This window comes from Candidatus Omnitrophota bacterium (assembly GCA_018830005.1).
GTDB lineage: Bacteria > Omnitrophota > Gorgyraeia > JAHJTE01 > JAHJTE01 > JAHJTE01.
The window spans coordinates 145,326-162,962 of sequence record JAHJTE010000003.1 but is presented as its reverse complement, the minus strand read 5'-3'; the positions used below and the strand labels follow the sequence as shown (position 1 = coordinate 162,962).

Below are 17,637 nucleotides of genomic sequence, written 5' to 3'. Positions count from 1 at the left end.
GAAGTTTACACTGAAAAGGTACTAAGAAAAACGGTTATGTTTTGGTGTTGTTGATTGTTGTTCCTATACTGTGCATTTTTTTCCTTCCCAACAAATAAGCGGTTCTGTTTCAATTGTCCAATTGCACCTGTGCTCTATGTAAGGGCTGTCGGGGCAGAGACGCCATTTCCACTCGGAATAATTCGCTGGTCCAACACAGTTTTTCTCTCGCCACTGCATATTCCTTTCACGCGTTTTGACATTAACAATTTGGGGAATACAGGTGCAACAAGAGTTAATCTCGTACTCATCCCAAACACAGTCATTATCCTTTTCACATTCAGTTTCTTGCTTTCTTCTTTCAGAAGAGAAATAGCCTTCAATAACGCAATCCGGAGGTGGGCCTGGAGCTGTGCTCATAATTGGCTCATAACCTTCAGGACATTCATCAACACACTGTCCATCATGCGTCAAGTAACCAAAGCAGGTGATATTTTCGCAATAAAGACCTATGCTTGACGCTCTTTTAGTAAGTCCTTCAGGACAAACGCAGTCTCCATTATTTGGATATTGGTCGCAGTTTCTTTCGGGTTGGCTTGCCTCGGTTTGTTGCACGCTTCTTGCACAGCCAGTTAACAAAAATAATATGATAAGTAAAACTGGAATAAGGAAAACACAACTTAAGACCATGTATTTTTTTTCAATTTTCAACTGGCTATCAGATATTTTAACGTGATTCGCCTATATAAACTTTTTGTCAGGAATTTATCTTTGGTATTCTTTCAGTTGTTTTTGGTATTTTATGCCGTCGAGTGCTTCGTAGTAGTCCTCACGATAATTTCTCAGGAAGTGGCTGAGTTTGTGGTTCATGTCTTTGACGTTGTGTTTAATGTCGCTGACGTGGCTGGCTATGTTGAGCACTGCTTTTTTGCAGCGCTCTTCGAGGTCGTCCATTGCTATTCACCTTTGTTGAGGATTTTGTTCATGTAGTTGACGTGAACAATGTCTGTCCTGATTGTCTTGATGATGAGCCAATTGCCGTCGTTACTTAGGCTTATCTTTCTTTCGAGTATTGGCTGTTTTTCCTCGAACTGTTTAGCTGGCTGTTTTCCCTCAAATTTCTTTTCTGCCTGTTTGGTTTCTTCTTTCTTTGCCATTTTTTTAATACCCCCTTGTTGGTTGAAAAGTGGTGGGAGGCTTAGAGCCTCCCCGCTTTGAATGGACAGGTGCCGCATTGGGTTGGGTCTTTGCAGGCTTTACAGATTGCCTGCGCGTCAAGGTTTTTGACGAGTTCGTCAAAGGCCCATTCAATTGCATAAGTCATCGGCTTGTGCAATGACCATGCAATTCTTCGCAGCACGCAGCTTTTTTCAAAACTTAGTTCTGGCGTATAAGCCATCACTACCCCCTTTCGTTGAATCTATTCTGAAGTAGTTGCAGAAAAGTATTTATTATTTGCACTTGTTTTGCAATGAAAAGAATAGTGTTGTTTTGGTGTGTTGGTAGGTGTAAACTATTAAAATGTAGGGAATCATTGAAAAGATACCAAAATCTTATGAAATATGAAAGAATAAAATGGATAATGTCGAAAAACTAAGAAGAATTCAATTAAAAGAAAGCATTGAATCTCAATGCAAAGGCTCAATTGAAGAAAAAATAACAAGATATTTAGAAATTGAACACCAGGGGATTGTTGGAGGGCATTATTTTGCCAAAGTTTCCTCTGAATGCATTTATCTCTATCGAGACGGTTATTTTATTGGAGCAGTCATGATGAGTCATGCCATTAATGAAGGCATAATTAAATTCATCGCTGAAAGAAATAATATTGAAAGACACAAAGAAGATGGAATCACAAAAACCATCAAAGAATTAATTGATGAATTTAATATAAAAAACATTATTTCGCAAGATTGTGCTGATGCTTCAACGAAAATTTGGGAAAGTTTTCGGGCTGATATACATCATATGAATCCAAAAATTGCAGAAATCCCATTCCGAAAGTTGGCACAACAAAATTTAAAATGTCTCTCAACCATTGAAAAAGAAATTTTTGGCCACGATAACAATAAGGGTGCGATGGTTCTACATCAGCCTAAGTATTGGGATATCAATAAAGATGGTACGACGTCAGCTTTTTTAAGATTAGAATAAAAAACGTATAATCGCCCACATAAAATATGGATAATTTGAAGAGATCATTACTCGAGGCTAATTTTGTCCGGTTTCTTTGGACGAATCTTTCTTCTGAAAACTTTGAGGCATTGAAAAATGTTTGCGGGGGAAAGATGAGCTCTTATTTTGGGTTTTATGAGAATCTTGAAGTTGGGTTTAATCCTTACTGTGATAATATTGATTTCTTTGCCGCTTTATCCACTGATCAAATCAATGCTTTTTACGAAGCTTTCAAAGTTTTGAAAGAAAAAGCACCTTCCAATGTTCTTAATACAATAAGACAGTTCTGCCATTACTAAAAAAAGAGGGGCAAGAAAACCTTGCCGTAATTAAAAATTACCGTCCTTGTCAACATTAAAATAGACAATTACCATCAAAATAATCAACGTGACTGCTATCATTACCCATTTTCCCCAATCAGTAGGCTGAGTATAAGCTTGCTCAAACCATTTATGCGCAAAGAACGCGACTAATAGCCCTAGAGATAGGGATACTGCTTTCTTAATTTTTTTGCCATTCATTTTCATTCTTCCATTGAAAAAAATTCTTTTTCTTTAAACCTGAACATCTTTGCTATGATATTTGAGGGAAACTGTTCTACCTTTTGTTTGAAGTAGCTAACTCTTTTGTTGAATACTTTTCTTTCGTGGAGTAATTCTCTTTCGACGTAGTGGATGTTCTTTTGGATGTTGTTGAAGCTTCTGTCTGCTTTTATGTTCGGATATCTTTCGTGAACAATGAGTAATTTGGATAATGCTGATTCTAGCATATTTGCTGTTTTCATCTTGTCAGTAGTATTGCTTGCTGTACCCCATTGTGATCTGAGCTTTGTTACTTCGGTCAGTATTCCTTTTTCGTGGTTAGAGTAGCCTTTCACTACTTCTGTTAGCGCAGGTATTAGGTCGAATTTCTTTTTTAAATGTGCTTCTAAGTGGCTTGCTTGTCTTTCTACGAGTATTCGTAGGTTCACAAGTTTGTTGTATGTATGCCAAATATAGCCTAAGACAATTATTGCAACAACGCTGACTATTGTCCAAGTAGTGCTAATCATTTGTTCCACCTCAAAATTTTAGGGCTTTTTTATAGTATTCTTCGTTCTTATTAAGCTTTTTTGGTGTTATGTTGACTTCAAAGTATCTTACCATGTCCTTAATTGCGTCTTGTTTTGTCTTCAGCTTGTTCACTATTTTGTACACTTCGACGATTTTATCTTCCTCGGCGGATAATTCAACTAAAATCTTTACCATTTATAACACCATGCAACATAGTATTACTTTAGATTATTTAAAGCTTTCGCTTTTCTTGCCCCCTTTCTTTTTCAGTCAAAGGAAGCGGGCAGTTTATGGCTCGTGCCCAGGAGCTTTTTCGGTGGTGGTAGTGGTGGTAGTGTTGGTTTTGGCTTTTCCCCGCTGTTGTCCTTATTCCTTTTGCGAAATAAGTTAGATAGGTTTTTCACCTTCATAGGGGCTGGTTTTGAGCAAGCCAGCAACTTTTATCCTGTTACTCAGTATTAAAAGCTTCAAGAACTGCTTCTTGCAATTCCTGTTTTATTTCTTCGTTCAGGAGCATGACGGTTTCGTACCATTTGCCGTCTTTGGACTTTTCTCTTGGCATTGAAGTAAACAAGCCCTTTTTTCCCATAACAACTCGTATGCCTTTCACAAGCACCTGTCCGTTGATAGACACGTCAACGAATGCCTTTAATGATGAGTCGCTATCGAACCTGCATAACCTTGCAACCTGTATCATTTTTTTCACCCCCTTTCGATAATGATTATTCCATTGTGTTTGCTGTCTGTTATCCACTTGGCTCCTGTGATTATGGCAAGCACAAGGAATTGAAGTTCTGCTATTGGGAAGATGAGGGATAGCAGGATTGATGTCATGCTCAGGCAGAAGTACCTGAGTGTTTTGAGCATTGCTGGCAGGCTTGTCTGGATTGATGTGCGTTCCAGATTTTTTTCGATTAGACTTCTCATGCAGCCCTCCTTATGTGGTGCTTACTGTTTGCCATCCCTGTGCTTCCGCAATCTTTTCTATGTTCTGTGCTTTTGTTGGGTTCCAGTGGAGGTCTCTGTCAACTTCAAGAAAAGACACTTTCAAATCGCTTAACTCTTTGAGGCTGAAGTATCCCCACTCTGCCATTTCGAGGTCGTTGTTGAGTATGGCAAACCCGAAGAAGAGTTCATCCTTTGGATCGTATTCTGTTGCGTACCAGTCGCATCCGCCTATGAAGAAGTGGGCGTGTATGATTTTGTCTTTTAGCGGTGTGCTTTCCGTTGAGTAAAAGGCGGGGATTTGCTCGAGGTCTTTGCTTGTTGGTTTGTTCCACATGGCTTTTTTCTCCTTTTTTTATTCGAGTATCAGGTTTTGGTTGTGGGTTAGCGTGGCTCCCGGGTTTTTGAGTTTCCTGAAGATTGGCTTGTTGACTAGCACAGCCAGGGGCGTTGTAACGTAGTCTCCTTGGGTGCCGTCCAGGGAAGCGATAACGCAGGTTTCAATTCCGTCCAGCTCTGTTGCGAGCAAAACAAAATTGCTAAACTGGCCACTTATCAGGTCCCTGAATTTCTTTGCTTCTTCATGCGTAATACTTCTCAACATATACCTCCTTTCTTGTTAGCCAATGCACAGTGCACATTGGCATGCGTTCCAGCCGCAGCACGGGCACAGCACGCAGCCTTCCTCGTGAATCAGCTGGCCTCCGCAATCAGGACAAAACTGCATAACAATCACCTCCTTTCAAAAAAGAGGAGGGAGCATTTTTTTAGGGGTTCTCCTGTTAAAACCTTCGCGTAAAAACAGGAGCGTGCTCCCTCTTCAAGATTTCTGTTCGCTGTGAGATGCCTTTTCGCTTGGCTTCTCAGAATTTGTGCTTTTCGTCAGCGTGTATGAATTTGGTTAATTACTGGCAGGTAATATCTGGCAGGTATTTAATGCTTGCACTGAAAAGGCACTGGCAGGGATGGGGTGGCAAGGATCGTTTTTTTGTTACCATTGCTCGCCTTGCTCGCAAAGGCTTGCCATGCTAAAACCACTTCTCGGCTACGCCTCAAAGGCGTTTTTTCTCCCTGGCAGGAGAACCGCAGGCTAACAAAAAAAAGCAACAATCAGGATGAGAGCTTCACATTTTCGATATATAAATACTAAAGTATTTATGTGTGCCCCTTATTTTCGAATATGTGCTTTGACGTATACCGTTGCTCTTAGGTATTTTGTTTTGAGGATGTTGTTGAGGGTGTTGTATTGTTTTTTCTGGACGAGGATTATGGGGCGTTCTGCTATGGTTTGGGTTTCTTTGCCTGTGTTGATTTCTATGCGTTGTGCTCCTGCGAGCTTCTGTATTGTCCATAAGGTTGCAGGCAATTTGGCGCTTATCTTTTTCGATATTGTAGATACGGGTGTCCATTCTGTAAGCTGGGGAAGGATTTTTAGGATTTTAATTACTCGGAGCGATTCGGTTTTCTCAAGGTAGAAGTAGCTCTGCACATTTTCGTTTTCGTAGAACACTATCTTTAGCTTTGGGGCTGCCATTTTTCTTTCATCTCTTTGAGCTGTTCGTCAGTGATTTTTTCTTTAATTGGAGCGAGTGGGATTTTTACGAGGCAGTTTTTGACTCTGCCTTTGACTTTCATTATTGCTTCACCCTGCCAGATGAGATCCATATAAGGAATCTCATGTTTCTTTAGAAAAAGACTTCCCGCTGTGGCTTCTATGTCTCGCTTGGTTTGGCAGGCGAAGTGTGCCTGGATTTTGCAGTTTGCTGTAACATAGTTTGGGAGTTCTGAGCTTTCTTGTGCTATGGCTACGATTCCCAGCCCGAATTTTCTGGCTTCTTTGAAGAGCATTTTGATGATTTCTCCTCCGGTTTGCGTTTCAATTTTAGATTTGGGTAGCATGTTTGGGAATTCTTCGAGAAATACTACTGTGCGGAGTTCTTCTTTTTCTGCTTCGCCTTTGTGCAGGTAGTAAAGCATGAAGTAGTTGAGGACCAGTTCCTGGAACAGGACTCTTAGGTGTTCGGGTGTTTCTATGTCCATTTCTATGATTGTTATGCCGTCTCTTTCAAGGATTTCTTTTGATATGTCTATGGGCTGTCGTGAGCCGAATACTTCTTTCATGCTTTCTCGTGTGAGTTCTTTTAGGATTCTTTCTGTGCTTTGTTTCCAGAGGAGCTGTCGTGCTTGGGCGTATTTTGCCTGTATGCGGATTTTCATATCTTCGATGTTTGGGAGCATTTTGAGTACGCCGTTTTGGTATGCGTCCATGAGCTGTTCTGCTTCGTTTTCGAGATAGTCGCTTACACCTTGCCCGGAATACAGGCTTTTTTGGAGTGGTTTGCTGGATGATATGCCGAGCCAGTTTGAGAATTTCACGTTTGGTGGCGGGTTGAAGAACATGTTCCAGCTAAACGGCATAATGTCGCTTCGCCCTATCGTGTAGACCTTTATTTTCTCAGTGAATGGATACTCTTTTTTGTCGAGTGAGAGTAGGTTTCGCCATGTTCTGTCCCAATCAAATACGATGCAGCGTTTGCCTTTTTGTGAGAGTTCTATTAGGAGGTTGTAGCCGAGCGTGGTTTTTCCTGTGCCTGAGAGGCCTGTTATGAGTGTGTGGTTTTTTACGTCTTCGAAATTGAGATACAAGGGATATAGCTCCCTATGCTTGTCCTCGCCATTTTTGCCGTAGCAGACTGTTCCGGCAAAGACTTCTTTTTTTCCTTCGCATTCTTCTTTTGTTACCGGCGGCAGCAGAACGTTGGTGTTGAGGAGGTTGTCATTCAGGAGTTTTCTGGATGAAATGTTCAGGATTTTTTCTATTCTGGTTTTTCGGTCTTCGTCACCAAGCGCGTATATTAGCTTGAGGCTTTCTATTTTTTTGCTGCCCCATTCCGGCTCAAGCTTGAGAAGAAGCTCGTCTGTGAGAGTTGTATCTGTCATTAAATCAAAGTAGTAGCAGAAGGGTATAAATGGTTTACACTGAAAAGATACTGAAGAAGGAGGAGCGCAAGAGTTCAAAATCTGCCCATAAACATAATTATTAAATAGGGAGCTGACATCTACAGACATATGGAAATAGACTCAATATTAATTATACTGGATATTTTTATTGTGGCAGGCATTGGCGGTGTTCAAGCAAAGAATCTAAATAAGGATTTGGTATTTATTGCTAAATTCGCAGTTTTGGTTCCTTTTGTTGTTTATATGGCTAGCTTATTGTTTGATTTTCCATCAATCCCAGAACGGTTAGCTAATGCATTGGACCCAATAATAAAGGGTATTATTGCAAGCGAGGTTTCTGGAATTTTTACCGTTCTGATTACAGTGCTGGTTAAGAAATTGGTTAAGGGCAGATTTTGAGGCGAGCACTGGAAGAGTTTTCTGACAGCCCAATATTTAAATAGTTGTATTCTCTCTCCCTGTCGTATGGAAGGGATTATTAGAGAACTCAAGAGTATATTAAGCCCTGACCGGCTTGGAATAATGTGCTCATTAGTTATCATCGTTTTCTCCTTGTTTGCGACCCAAATAGACAATTTTCTGATTTTCTTATTTGGAGCCAGTGCCTTTTGTATGTTTTTTGGAATGTCTTTTAACGCACAAACGCATACAAAAGAAAACATTACTGAAAAAGGCACTGAGAGGATTACTTGGCATGAATTGTATTTCACTGGGTATCCTGAGGTAAGCAAGGTCTTATTCTGGATTGCTGCAATCCTATTTGGGTCGTTTCTGATCAGGGCAGGGATATTAGTCCTGTAGTGATGCCCGAAATTTTAGCTAATCACATATATATGAAAAACTGCATATAGAAATCTATTCCATCATCTTTTTATCTTGCTTTAGTTCTTTGTGTTTGTGGAACAGGTTGACAAAGTAGTTGGTTGGTTGTGTGAGGTCTTTCCAGCAGTTTATTTTTTCTTCGAGTTTTTGTTTGTCTATGCCGTTAAGCTCTTTTTGCAGCATACTTCTACGCCTTTCTACGTTCATGTTAGTGCCGGGAATCCAGTCATAGAGCTGAAAGAGCTGGCTCTTGGTCTTTGCCCAGCTGTAATCCAGCTTGGTGTTTATATCATTGTAAATTCTGAGGCGGTAAACAATTGAGAACGCTGTGGTTACAACTTGGTCGAGGAGGGCTTGTGAGTCTTGTTCGAGGATGTCTTCAATGCCTGATGAGCTTGAAGGTGCGGCGGGGATTGGCGGTGGGGGCGCGTATTTTTGGCTTGTGATAGTGAGGTATCGGTCATGGCTTTTGCTAAAGTATTCGGGGCTGATGATTGGGTATGCGTATCCGTTCTGCATTTTCTATTGATTAGTGGGGACAAGGTTGCTTTTAAGTTTTGCACTGAAAAGAATCTGTTGGGTTTGGTGCTAATTTGTTTCTTTTCCTTCGGGAAACAAATTATCCCGGAGGCGGTGCCAGATGTGGAATGAACCATCAGATAAGGAACTTGAGAAAATACCGAAATTCTATGAGACAGAAGACGTAGCTGCGGAAGAAAAGGTTATTCACATGCATTTCTTCATGGGCGGCTGCGACTGGTATGTCGCGGAGTACGATGCTGAAAAGGAGCTGCTTTTCGGCTTTGCTATTCTGAACAACGATTACCAGATGGCTGAGTGGGGCTACATAAGCTTCAGGGAGCTTTGCAAGCTTAGCGCAAACGGTATTGAAGTAGATAGGGATTTGTATTTTGAGCCCACAAAGGCAAAAGGCGTCGAGAAAATTATGATGGCTATGAAAAAGGTGAGAGTATGAATCGCAAAGAAAGAATTGCAAGGTCTGTTGGGTACCTGAGGGGCGAGATTGAGTTTGTGAGGAAGGAACGGCAATTCACGCACTCTCTGGTGTTTATTAGCGAGCGCATGCATATGATGAAGAAGATCGTGCCTCTTCTTCTTGAAGACAGCCGCATGACTCTCACAGAGATATCAAAGCGCACAGGAATTCCGGTGTCTACGGTGTACGATAACTTGCCCAGAGTAAGGGAAGCGTTCAAATTCACCATAGTGCCTAAGTCGCTTTATTGTGATGAGGAAAGAATGCAGTGTGAGATTAGCCAGACGCGGATGTATGACTTTAAGCCGGGGTTAAAGGCTTCCTGAGGGATTGTTTTTTTCTCTTTCTTTCGTACGAGAAAAAAAACAATTGAGGTGATATGCATGAGTCAAATACCAAACCTGAGAAGAATGAGTACAAAAGACATCAACAGTGCTTTGAATGCCGTAAGGCGAAGGATGAATAGCCCAGCGGCTATTAAAAGCGTGCGGAGAGTGAGGGATTACGAGGAATACAGAGATTTTACTGATGAGAAGCAGCGCATGGAAGAAGAACAGCAAAAAACTGAAGAACATCCCGACTACCAAATAGAAATTTCCGAGGAGAAAGTTGAGGCAATTATCTGTGAGCTTGATGATGACGTTTGACTCAGGACTTCTTTGGTGTTTTTACCCCCTCGTTTTGGTATAATAACCTTCTGGAGGAACATATTTTATGATGTCGGATTCTCTGTACAATTTGATGCTTAGTGTTGCTGAAGCAATAGCCAACCAACAGATTGGATCGGAATAATAAATAAGTGTTGAAAAAATGGGTACAAAAATAAAGAAACAAAAATATCATCAAGTATCATTTATGCCATGGGCGGATTTTAAGGATGAGTTGCAAATTGGCCCTGTCTTATTCTGGTCTTTTACAAACGCTGATACGAAGATTAAGAACCAATCTTTGTTGAAACATCTAACAAGGTATTTTAGTTCTTATGTAGATCATCAAGGTAAAGCTGTAGATACGATTGTAGTCTGTTCCTATAAGAAGAATAATTTCAGATGTTTAAGCAAGAAAGAATACTCCGATTTAAGGGATGCGGTAAATATGCTTACTTTTTGTGCCATTGCTCCAACAGTAAAGAATGCTGTATGCGCTAATAATCGAAGTATGGGACCATCAAGTTCGGAAGTATTTCAATTAATAACTCAAAATTTTATTCCTGGCAATAATCATATTGCTGTTCGTGCAGGAAATTTGCTTAGTGGTGGTTGGGAAATGGGAGAAGTTACTTTTCCTAAACCGTGGAGTACTGGCGGATTCTTTAAATCGCCCAACGAAGAACTTATGAGCGGTTTTAATAAAATGTTTGAAAATAATGTCTCGGTTGAAGTGAGAGAGCGAATTTTTAGAAGTCTCGAATGGTTTCGATTATCTCATGTGCAAAATGAAGATGTGTCTTTTTTGTCTAAAATTGTTATGATGGCAACGGCATTTGAAATTCTATTACAGGTTCCTAATGTGCCTAATAAGAAAGGCTGGATAGCCGAGAAACTTGATGAGCAGGTAAAATGTTCTGAATTTATTAAACTAACAAGAACAGATAATAAGGGGAAGAAACACAGGTGCAGTAAACTTTACTGGTGGGCTTGGGATTTCTATAATTTACGAAATAGCATTGTACATGGCGAGCATATAGAGCCAAAGCTGCAACGTTATCACGTGTCTGACAAGAAATGGATTAACTATCATATTGTTGCTGATTTAGTATTCTTAGAATGTGTGAAAAGAGAATTATTCAATATGGGGTGTATTGGAGATAATGCTAGAGATTGTGCAAAGAAATGGGATGAATCTTTTCCTGATGAGAAAGATGAGTCAGCTACACAATTATTAGCAGAATGGTTCCTTGGGATTAAAGATGTGTATAGAGCTATGGGTTGGTTGAGGAAAAACAAGAAATATTCAACGAAGAGATAGTATGGGGAATGTTTAAGGAGAAGAATTGATATGAAGAAATTATCCAAAGAGTTTCTTGGCTTGAGTGGTGAATATTCTGTCGCGAGTGAATTATGTAAACGAGGGATTTATGCACAGTTGACTATGGGACATCATAAGCGGACAGATATTCTTGTTGAAACGGATTATAAAATGTTAAGAATTCAGGTTAAGGCGAAACAAGGTCGCGAATGGCCAGGAGTGAGTGGCGTCTTTAGGGAGAACGATCTCTTGGTACTTATTGATTTTGAGAAGAAAAAATTTAAAGATCGACCAGATTTTTATGTGATTGGCGTTGAGGATTGGAAGAAACTTGTCTCTGAGGAAAAAAAGCGATATAAAGAAATTAAGATTGATGAGGAACTTTGCATTAGATATCCGGATGGCTGGAAAGGACTAAATATTAAATCATCTCAAGTTAATGATTGTCTTGAAGCGTGGCACAAGATAATTGACAAGGTTCAAAAGTAATTATATCCAGGAGTAGAATTATGTATGAGCATTTATCAATGAGTGAACGTATTGACCGGATTGGTGCTTTGTTAGCTAAAGCGGTGTATCTTTACAATAATAAGGAAATAAATGAAGAAAAAGGGTTTGAGGAGGTTTCTTGTGCTGAAGAAAAAGAAGGAATTGATTATAACGGATAATTTAGGTGATATTTCTGACATCGTTCTTCCCAAAGAGGTCGACTTGTTACTTCCTTATGCTGACGAACTTTTGGAGCCAATATTAAAAAAGGAAAAAACAAGGGAGGTGAAAGGTGGCGGGAAGAAATAAAATTGATTGGGACAACATAAAGCTTACATTTATACCTGCTGATCCAGATAACCCTAATCCAATGAATCCTAGTTCTCATTTATCACAAGAAGAGAGAAGGGAAGAAATTATTGATATCTGTGCAAGAATTTGGATGCGGCATTGTCAGGAGATATTAGAAAGTAATGCAAAAATCTGTAACTAGAAAAAATCATTATGTACCAGAATGGTATCAAAAGAGATTTTTATTATCAAAGGGGAGTAAGCTTTGTTATCTAAATTTACATCCAGATAAAAAGATTCTTCCTAATGGCAAAGAAGTTGTCTTTAACAGTTATCACTGGTGGTCGCCGTCACAGTGTTTTTGTGAAAAGGATTTATACACGACATTCTTTTTTGGTTTAATTAATGATGAGATTGAAAAGTATCTTTTTGGTGAAATTGATACATTTGGTTTTGCTGCGATTCGGGCATTTATTAGTAACGATTTTCTTTCGATGCATAAAACCTTCCAGGAGTTCTTTGGATATTTAGATGCCCAAAAGATTCGAACACCAAAGGGATTGAATTGGCTTCAAACAAAGTATCCTGGTATAAATAAGATTCAATTGTTGCTTGAAATGCAGCATATAAGACAAATGCACTGTACGATGTGGGTTGAAGCAACCCGTGAAATTGTGTCTGCTGAAGACTCAGATGTAAAATTTATTATTACTGATCACCCTGTGACAATATATAATGCTGCTTGCCCGCCTGATTCTACTCATTGTAAGTACCCCGATGATCCTTTAATTTCTTTTAAGGGTTCTCAGACTATATTTCCTCTAGACTTAAATCATTGTCTTATTTTAACAAATTTAGAATATGCAAAAGATTCGGATAGCCAAGACTTACTTTCGAACAGGACGAATGCGAGACATTTTGATTCGACGATTTCGCGTATTGATGCAATGATACGCTCGCGTAAAATAGAGGCTAATGATGTAAATAAAATAAATTTGATTTTAAAGTGTCGTGCACGAAGATATGTAGCCGCAGCCCAAAAAGAATGGTTATTTCCTGAGAAAGAAATTAGATGTGAGTGGTCGGAGTTGGGGCGAGTGTTAATGCCACCTAAGAATGAGTTGCATCATTTTGGAGGGGAAATATATGTTGGTTATGAAGATGGTAGAACTCATTATCAAGATGCATATGGTCGCACTGTAGGTGATTTGTCATATCTAAAAAAGCCAGAAAGAAAGGAGAAAGTCGGGGCTAATGATGAATGCATTTGTGGTAGTGGGAAAAAATACAAAAAATGCTGTAGGGATAAGAAATCAGGTGAGATGCCAATAACTAATGTGCGGAGTATTAGAGAACGGAATTTAATGTTTTTTAACATGTTGATGAATATTTTGGGATTATCACGGGGAAAAACATGGGAAGATATTCGTGCCGAATTAAGTGATAAGCAGGTTGCAGATATTCATAAGGCATTTGAATGTTTATGGCCTAAAGGGACAAATATAATTGAGTTATTACCAATGCCTGATAAAAGAGTATCAAGGGTTCTTTATGCTGGCCTGATTGACCCGAGAACAATTCTTCAAAATGTTATTAGTTATTCGCTTTATTTTGATGAAATATTGGTTATGAACCCATTTATGAATCCCACATACATAAAACCAGAATATAATCCTGTTGAATCACCTGCTCAATATAAACAAGAGACACTTAAAAACGCATTGTTATTTATGCAGTTAATGCCTTTTATTGAAAAAGGAATCATTAATTTGATTCCTGATCCTTGTTCTTTGAATCTTCAACTTCAAAAGCAAATATGGGAAATGGCTCAATCTCGCCTTAAAGGACTTAAGTTGAGCGATGATCAAATGGCACCAATGAAGGATCTTTGTATGGATGATATAAAAAGGATGATGAGTGGGTTGCCGGAGGAAAGCTTGAGGCATAATATTACAAAAGCTTTGCCTGATTTGTCTGAAGACGATACAGAAAAAGTATTAGAATATATGAAACAGCAGCGCAAGGCAGATCCTCTTGCCTTATTGCAGCCGTCTGTTGGGAAAAAGGGAGCAGGGCAGATACTTATATCTCATTTAACGCCAAATTTTGAGTTGGGTTTCTTTCTTGCTCAATTAACAGGGGCAATTTTATATACTGATAATCAGTTCCGATGGGAAGAAATATTGAAAGTTTCTAATAAGGGGCAATGCTTGTGGGAAAATTTATCGAAAAAGATGAGTGCTTATGAATTTACATTTGAGGCTAATTCTTTTATTTGTTTAGAAATGAGAAAAGCTGGAAAATTGAGGGATTTAAGGCAAGTTTTACATAAAATATTTCTTTCTGTGGGGAATGAAACGGATCAAACAAAAGCAAATCAGATTATATCCACATTATTGTCGGAGTTGGATTCTTCATATAATCAAGCTCAAAAAGATTGGCAATGGATGGATAAACAAAATATTGATAGTGCTCAACAGAGTTATAGATTTTTGGGGAAAATCAGATTTAATATTCCTGATCAGGGATTTAGCGTTAATACAGTAAATAGACTATTGTTATGTTACGGAAGAAATAATTATTTAAAATCTGTACTATTGGCGATGAATATGAAGCCAACGAATAATTAATGGTTCGGAGATTCTCTTAACATTCTTTCGGTTATTTGTTCTTTTTTACCATATTCCAAAACGTAAGTCTGTTGTTCTTGTGGTAGCTTGAGCAGGTTTAATACTTGAGTTATTCTTACTCGTGATATTCCCATTTTTTTTGCCAGTTGTCCTTGGTTCAGGTTTTCTTCCTGCATGATCCGCTGAAATCCCATCGCCTTCTTAATCGGGTTTTTATACTCCTGCAAATACTTGTAATGCCGCAGTTCTTTCTTTGAAACAATCTTGCCTCTTGGAATAAAATCCGGCTTTTTGCCCCGAAATAGAGTTTTTGTTTTATTGTGCCATCTGTAATGGTATGGCAATTCATCAGTTACGACACGCCTTATTGTTCGCTTCGAGTCTCGCTCGGGGAGCCACTTCAAACGGAGCCCCACTTTTAATGGGGCTCCGTTTTAACTGACTCTAAGCGTGGAGTTGCCATCCTAACCCACTGTGATATAATATATTGCAGTGGGTTTTTGTTTTAGCTGAATATCAAAAGGAGAAAAGATGAAGAGGAGAATATTTATTGATATTGTTATTGCGTTTGTCCTTATTGTTTTTATTGGATTGGTGCATTTTTTAGCGGTGGCATTCGCGGAATCGCCTTTTTCGAAGACAGCATCAAATGAAAAATGGAGTATTTATCGCGATACTCAGAATCGTTTTGAATTTTCATATCCTGTAAGTTTTGGTATTCCGAAAAATGTTGATAATGTAGATATGCCTGGCGGCGATTCAGGAGAAGCGATTTTCTTTCCGCAATTTTCATATGGATTGCACAAGGGTAAAAGTGTATTATGGGGCACTCTTGTGGTTAGGTCCGGCAGAACGTGGGTGGGAGCGCAGGCTTTGGGGGGATTATATGACCCTATAGCAGTTGGTTTATTTATAGATATGTTTCCTGTTGCTATTCAAGAGAGATTGCGTAGCCAAGTAGAAAATCTTACAATTTCAAATTTTTGTAGCGAATTATCGAAATCGGAACATATCTCAATCGATGACTCTGTTTTAAATAATGTTACCCCTGAACAGAAACAAGTAATAACTGGATTGGACTCTAACGGAAACCTAAACCCTAAGGTAATTATTTGTAACGTATTGGGTGATATGATTATTTTTCATAAAGAAGCCGTGTTTGAGTCTGGACTGGTCAGCAGTCTTCGGCAGATATATGGGGCAATCCGCTTCCTAAAAGGCCATTTTAGCTCTGTGCAATTTATCCGGATTACACGCGACCCTCCAGATGAGGAATTGCTTGAGACAATGGCGAAGATAGTCCAGTCTTTCAAAGTGCTACATTGAGCTTAGTTAAGTTTATATTAACAATTACTTGAGACTCAGATTATGGATGTTGTCTCTTTCTGAGTCCAGCCAGTTGCGAAACTCGTCCAATAGGGGAGGGTTTTGAAGAAAGCCGCTTCTGTCCGTGAGCAGTTCTCCGTATCGTAAATCGAAACTCATAGGTGAATGTGGTTTGATGAGAGAACGTTTCGGGGAGCCAATTTGAAAATCCGAACTTTTTTCGGATATAGCCTCAGTTACTTATCGTAGCTGGGGCTTTTTTATATGGAAAATGCGTTTTTCGCAGTAGAAATACAGAGTTCGGATTTTGTCTGAATCGACCCCCCTTATTCAAATATCCGAACTTTTTTGTTCTTGACTTCTTGGGTTGGAAACAGTAAGATTTATATAACCGTTTAGTTATTTGGTTGTGAAAGGGTGTATATTTATGAAAGATTTGGATACTATCTTTAAGGCGTTGGCTGATGTTAACAGGGTGAGGATTCTGAAGCTTCTTGAGAAGCGTAAGATGTGTGTTTGTGAGCTTGCGTTTGTTCTTGGGGTTTCTCAGCCTGCGGTGTCCAAACAGCTTAAAAAGTTGGTGGGTGCTGGCCTTGTTGCTTCTGAACAGGACGGTTTTTGGACTAACTATTTTGTTAGCCCGAAGAATCTTTATGCAAAGAAGCTGCTTGCTATGCTTAGTCAGTGGCTGAATGATGACAAGGCAATGATTGATGATTTAAAGAGGGCAGAGAAAGCTAACAGGAAAAAGCTCTGTTGCAGGAAATGAATATTTTTTTGCCGAAATTACATAACCAGATGGAAATGTGGAGATAAGAATGAAGGAAAGAGACAAGTTTTTGTTGATGACGGCGGCGTTTTTGGCGTGCTTTTATTTGCCTGTCGAACTTCTGCCTTTCAGAAATCCTTTGTTTGAGTCATTAGCTCTTGTGCGGTGGTATGCAAGGGAGCATGTTTTGTTGTGTCTTGTTCCGGCCTTTTTTATTGCTGGGGCGATTTCTGTTTTTGTGAGTCAGGCTTCTGTCATTAAGTATTTCGGTGCTGAGGCAAAGAAGATTGTTGCTTACGGCGTGGCTTCTGTTTCGGGAACTATTCTTGCTGTTTGTTCCTGCACGGTTCTTCCTCTGTTTTCGGGTATCTACAAGAAGGGTGCCGGGCTTGGGCCTGCTGTTGCGTTTCTGTATTCGGGGCCAGCAATTAATGTTTTGGCTATAATAATGACTGCGAGGATTCTTGGTTGGCAGCTTGGTGTGGCGAGAGCTGTCGGGGTAATCGTTTTTAGTGTAGTCGTCGGTCTTCTGATGCACCTCATATTTCTCAAAGAGGAGCGAGAAAGACAGGTTAACGGAAAGTTTCAATTCGGCGAAGAAGAGAAAACGCGACCTCTTTGGAAGAACGGAATGTATTTTTTCTCTATGGTCGCAGTTCTTGTTTTTGCTAATTGGGGAAAACCACAGGAAGGCGATACAGGCTTGTGGGCTACTATTTTTGGTTCAAAATGGGTGATTACGCTTATTTTTCTATCCCTTCTTGGCATCATGTTATTTCGGTGGTTTAAGAAAAACAAGCTTAAAGAATGGACGCAGAGTTCGTGGGGTTTTGCAAAGCAGATTATGCCTCTTCTTCTTGCAGGCGTTTTGGTTGCTGGTCTTCTTTTGGGAAGACCGGGGCAAGAGGGTTTGATCCCTTCAGTGTTCATTGAGAGGCTTGTTGGCGGCAATTCGCTTTTCGCTAACTTTTTTGCGTCAATTGTCGGGGCGTTCATGTATTTTGCAACACTTACAGAAGTTCCCATACTTCAGGGCTTGATTGGTTCTGGCATGGGAAAAGGGCCAGCACTTGCATTGCTTCTTGCAGGGCCTGCTTTGAGTCTTCCCAATATGCTTGTTATTAGAGGTGTTATAGGAACTAAGAAGACTGTTGTCTATGTTGGCCTTGTTGTCGTTATGGCAACTCTGAGCGGAATTATATTTGGAATGATTGCAGGCTAAATTATTTAGGG

General features: G+C 39.6%; 32 protein-coding genes. 17 read left to right on the top strand and 15 right to left on the bottom strand.

Going from position 1 to position 17,637, the window contains the following annotated elements; all coding sequences use genetic code 11:
* Positions 1-63: 63 nt before the first annotated feature.
* The 4 genes from KJ593_07455 to KJ593_07440 form a co-directional block, all read right to left on the bottom strand.
* Positions 64-669, bottom strand: a complete 606-nt coding sequence (locus tag KJ593_07455; protein MBU2541724.1) for a hypothetical protein — start codon at positions 667-669, stop codon at positions 64-66.
* A gap of 75 nt (positions 670-744) precedes the next feature.
* Positions 745-933, bottom strand: a complete 189-nt coding sequence (locus tag KJ593_07450) for a hypothetical protein (GenBank protein MBU2541723.1) — start codon at positions 931-933, stop codon at positions 745-747.
* 2 nt (positions 934-935) lie between these two features.
* The gene (locus KJ593_07445) at positions 936-1,136 is read right to left on the bottom strand and encodes a hypothetical protein (GenBank protein ID MBU2541722.1); all 201 of its coding nucleotides are present in this window, start codon (positions 1,134-1,136) and stop codon (positions 936-938) included.
* Positions 1,137-1,177: 41 nt separating this feature from the next.
* A complete protein-coding gene (locus KJ593_07440; protein ID MBU2541721.1) occupies positions 1,178-1,378 on the bottom strand; it encodes a hypothetical protein in 201 nt (66 codons plus the stop codon).
* Between the two features lie 176 nt (positions 1,379-1,554).
* Between KJ593_07440 and KJ593_07435 the strand changes: the two genes are divergently transcribed.
* Positions 1,555-2,133: a hypothetical protein gene (locus KJ593_07435; protein MBU2541720.1), complete on the top strand. Its 579-nt coding sequence runs from the start codon at positions 1,555-1,557 to the stop codon at positions 2,131-2,133.
* 26 nt (positions 2,134-2,159) lie between these two features.
* The gene (locus KJ593_07430; protein ID MBU2541719.1) at positions 2,160-2,453 is read left to right on the top strand and encodes a hypothetical protein; all 294 of its coding nucleotides are present in this window, start codon (positions 2,160-2,162) and stop codon (positions 2,451-2,453) included.
* 30 nt (positions 2,454-2,483) lie between these two features.
* On the opposite strand, the gene KJ593_07425 is transcribed toward KJ593_07430, so the two are convergent.
* From KJ593_07425 to KJ593_07395, 7 genes are all read right to left on the bottom strand, one after another.
* Positions 2,484-2,675: a hypothetical protein gene (locus KJ593_07425; GenBank protein MBU2541718.1), complete on the bottom strand. Its 192-nt coding sequence runs from the start codon at positions 2,673-2,675 to the stop codon at positions 2,484-2,486.
* Positions 2,676-2,677: 2 nt separating this feature from the next.
* Positions 2,678-3,205, bottom strand: a complete 528-nt coding sequence (locus tag KJ593_07420) for a LemA family protein (GenBank protein ID MBU2541717.1) — start codon at positions 3,203-3,205, stop codon at positions 2,678-2,680.
* 10 nt (positions 3,206-3,215) lie between these two features.
* A complete protein-coding gene (locus tag KJ593_07415; protein ID MBU2541716.1) occupies positions 3,216-3,401 on the bottom strand; it encodes a DUF2683 family protein in 186 nt (61 codons plus the stop codon).
* A 253-nt stretch (positions 3,402-3,654) separates the two neighbouring features.
* A complete protein-coding gene (locus tag KJ593_07410) occupies positions 3,655-3,903 on the bottom strand; it encodes a SpoVG family protein (GenBank protein ID MBU2541715.1) in 249 nt (82 codons plus the stop codon).
* Between the two features lie 5 nt (positions 3,904-3,908).
* Positions 3,909-4,133, bottom strand: a complete 225-nt coding sequence (locus tag KJ593_07405) for a hypothetical protein (protein MBU2541714.1) — start codon at positions 4,131-4,133, stop codon at positions 3,909-3,911.
* 10 nt (positions 4,134-4,143) lie between these two features.
* Complete coding sequence (locus KJ593_07400; protein MBU2541713.1) at positions 4,144-4,488, bottom strand: DUF2958 domain-containing protein; 345 nt, start codon at positions 4,486-4,488, stop codon at positions 4,144-4,146.
* A gap of 18 nt (positions 4,489-4,506) precedes the next feature.
* Positions 4,507-4,755, bottom strand: a complete 249-nt coding sequence (locus KJ593_07395) for a hypothetical protein (GenBank protein MBU2541712.1) — start codon at positions 4,753-4,755, stop codon at positions 4,507-4,509.
* Between the two features lie 287 nt (positions 4,756-5,042).
* On the opposite strand from KJ593_07395, the gene KJ593_07390 reads away from it, so the two are divergent.
* A complete protein-coding gene (locus KJ593_07390) occupies positions 5,043-5,183 on the top strand; it encodes a hypothetical protein (protein ID MBU2541711.1) in 141 nt (46 codons plus the stop codon).
* A 136-nt stretch (positions 5,184-5,319) separates the two neighbouring features.
* Here the strand turns inward: KJ593_07390 and KJ593_07385 are convergent, their stop codons facing one another.
* Together KJ593_07385 and KJ593_07380 are read right to left on the bottom strand one after the other, a co-directional pair.
* Positions 5,320-5,685, bottom strand: a complete 366-nt coding sequence (locus KJ593_07385) for a hypothetical protein (GenBank protein ID MBU2541710.1) — start codon at positions 5,683-5,685, stop codon at positions 5,320-5,322.
* A complete protein-coding gene (locus KJ593_07380) occupies positions 5,667-7,091 on the bottom strand; it encodes a type IV secretion system DNA-binding domain-containing protein (protein MBU2541709.1) in 1,425 nt (474 codons plus the stop codon). The genes KJ593_07385 and KJ593_07380 overlap by 19 nt, the downstream gene beginning before the upstream one ends.
* Positions 7,092-7,220: 129 nt before the next feature.
* Between KJ593_07380 and KJ593_07375 the strand changes: the two genes are divergently transcribed.
* On the top strand, positions 7,221-7,511 hold the full coding sequence (locus KJ593_07375) for a hypothetical protein (protein ID MBU2541708.1): 291 nt from the start codon (positions 7,221-7,223) through the stop codon (positions 7,509-7,511).
* A gap of 66 nt (positions 7,512-7,577) precedes the next feature.
* On the top strand, positions 7,578-7,913 hold the full coding sequence (locus tag KJ593_07370; GenBank protein MBU2541707.1) for a hypothetical protein: 336 nt from the start codon (positions 7,578-7,580) through the stop codon (positions 7,911-7,913).
* 54 nt (positions 7,914-7,967) lie between these two features.
* Here KJ593_07370 and KJ593_07365 read toward each other — a convergent pair whose 3' ends face one another.
* Positions 7,968-8,453, bottom strand: coding sequence for a hypothetical protein (locus tag KJ593_07365; GenBank protein MBU2541706.1), 486 nt, complete (start codon positions 8,451-8,453; stop codon positions 7,968-7,970).
* Between the two features lie 121 nt (positions 8,454-8,574).
* Here KJ593_07365 and KJ593_07360 point away from each other — a divergent pair, with 121 nt between their 5' ends.
* From KJ593_07360 to KJ593_07320, 9 genes are all read left to right on the top strand, one after another.
* The gene (locus KJ593_07360; protein ID MBU2541705.1) at positions 8,575-8,910 is read left to right on the top strand and encodes a DUF2958 domain-containing protein; all 336 of its coding nucleotides are present in this window, start codon (positions 8,575-8,577) and stop codon (positions 8,908-8,910) included.
* A 113-nt stretch (positions 8,911-9,023) separates the two neighbouring features.
* On the top strand, positions 9,024-9,257 hold the full coding sequence (locus KJ593_07355; GenBank protein MBU2541704.1) for a winged helix-turn-helix transcriptional regulator: 234 nt from the start codon (positions 9,024-9,026) through the stop codon (positions 9,255-9,257).
* A gap of 57 nt (positions 9,258-9,314) precedes the next feature.
* Entirely contained in the window at positions 9,315-9,578 is a 264-nt protein-coding gene (locus KJ593_07350; GenBank protein MBU2541703.1) for a hypothetical protein, read from the top strand.
* A gap of 163 nt (positions 9,579-9,741) precedes the next feature.
* Positions 9,742-10,899, top strand: a complete 1,158-nt coding sequence (locus KJ593_07345) for a hypothetical protein (protein MBU2541702.1) — start codon at positions 9,742-9,744, stop codon at positions 10,897-10,899.
* Positions 10,900-10,929: 30 nt separating this feature from the next.
* Positions 10,930-11,388 carry a hypothetical protein gene (locus KJ593_07340; protein ID MBU2541701.1) on the top strand — a complete coding sequence of 153 codons (459 nt, stop codon included), beginning with the start codon at positions 10,930-10,932 and terminating at the stop codon, positions 11,386-11,388.
* Between the two features lie 20 nt (positions 11,389-11,408).
* Positions 11,409-11,567 carry a hypothetical protein gene (locus tag KJ593_07335; protein ID MBU2541700.1) on the top strand — a complete coding sequence of 53 codons (159 nt, stop codon included), beginning with the start codon at positions 11,409-11,411 and terminating at the stop codon, positions 11,565-11,567.
* Positions 11,530-11,697, top strand: a complete 168-nt coding sequence (locus tag KJ593_07330) for a hypothetical protein (GenBank protein MBU2541699.1) — start codon at positions 11,530-11,532, stop codon at positions 11,695-11,697. Before KJ593_07335 ends, KJ593_07330 begins: the two co-directional genes overlap by 38 nt.
* The gene (locus KJ593_07325) at positions 11,681-11,881 is read left to right on the top strand and encodes a hypothetical protein (protein MBU2541698.1); all 201 of its coding nucleotides are present in this window, start codon (positions 11,681-11,683) and stop codon (positions 11,879-11,881) included. The genes KJ593_07330 and KJ593_07325 overlap by 17 nt, the downstream gene beginning before the upstream one ends.
* Positions 11,882-12,626: 745 nt before the next feature.
* The gene (locus KJ593_07320) at positions 12,627-14,309 is read left to right on the top strand and encodes an SEC-C domain-containing protein (protein MBU2541697.1); all 1,683 of its coding nucleotides are present in this window, start codon (positions 12,627-12,629) and stop codon (positions 14,307-14,309) included.
* On the opposite strand, the gene KJ593_07315 is transcribed toward KJ593_07320, so the two are convergent.
* Entirely contained in the window at positions 14,306-14,713 is a 408-nt protein-coding gene (locus tag KJ593_07315; GenBank protein MBU2541696.1) for a hypothetical protein, read from the bottom strand. The two genes, KJ593_07320 and KJ593_07315, sit on opposite strands and share 4 nt — an antisense overlap.
* A gap of 127 nt (positions 14,714-14,840) precedes the next feature.
* Here KJ593_07315 and KJ593_07310 point away from each other — a divergent pair, with 127 nt between their 5' ends.
* From KJ593_07310 to KJ593_07300, 3 genes are all read left to right on the top strand, one after another.
* Positions 14,841-15,635: a hypothetical protein gene (locus tag KJ593_07310; protein ID MBU2541695.1), complete on the top strand. Its 795-nt coding sequence runs from the start codon at positions 14,841-14,843 to the stop codon at positions 15,633-15,635.
* Positions 15,636-16,062: 427 nt separating this feature from the next.
* Positions 16,063-16,404 (top strand): metalloregulator ArsR/SmtB family transcription factor, encoded by a 342-nt coding sequence (locus KJ593_07305; GenBank protein ID MBU2541694.1) that lies wholly within the window; start codon positions 16,063-16,065, stop codon positions 16,402-16,404.
* Positions 16,405-16,453: 49 nt separating this feature from the next.
* Positions 16,454-17,626 (top strand): permease, encoded by a 1,173-nt coding sequence (locus tag KJ593_07300; GenBank protein ID MBU2541693.1) that lies wholly within the window; start codon positions 16,454-16,456, stop codon positions 17,624-17,626.
* Positions 17,627-17,637 lie beyond the last annotated feature (11 nt).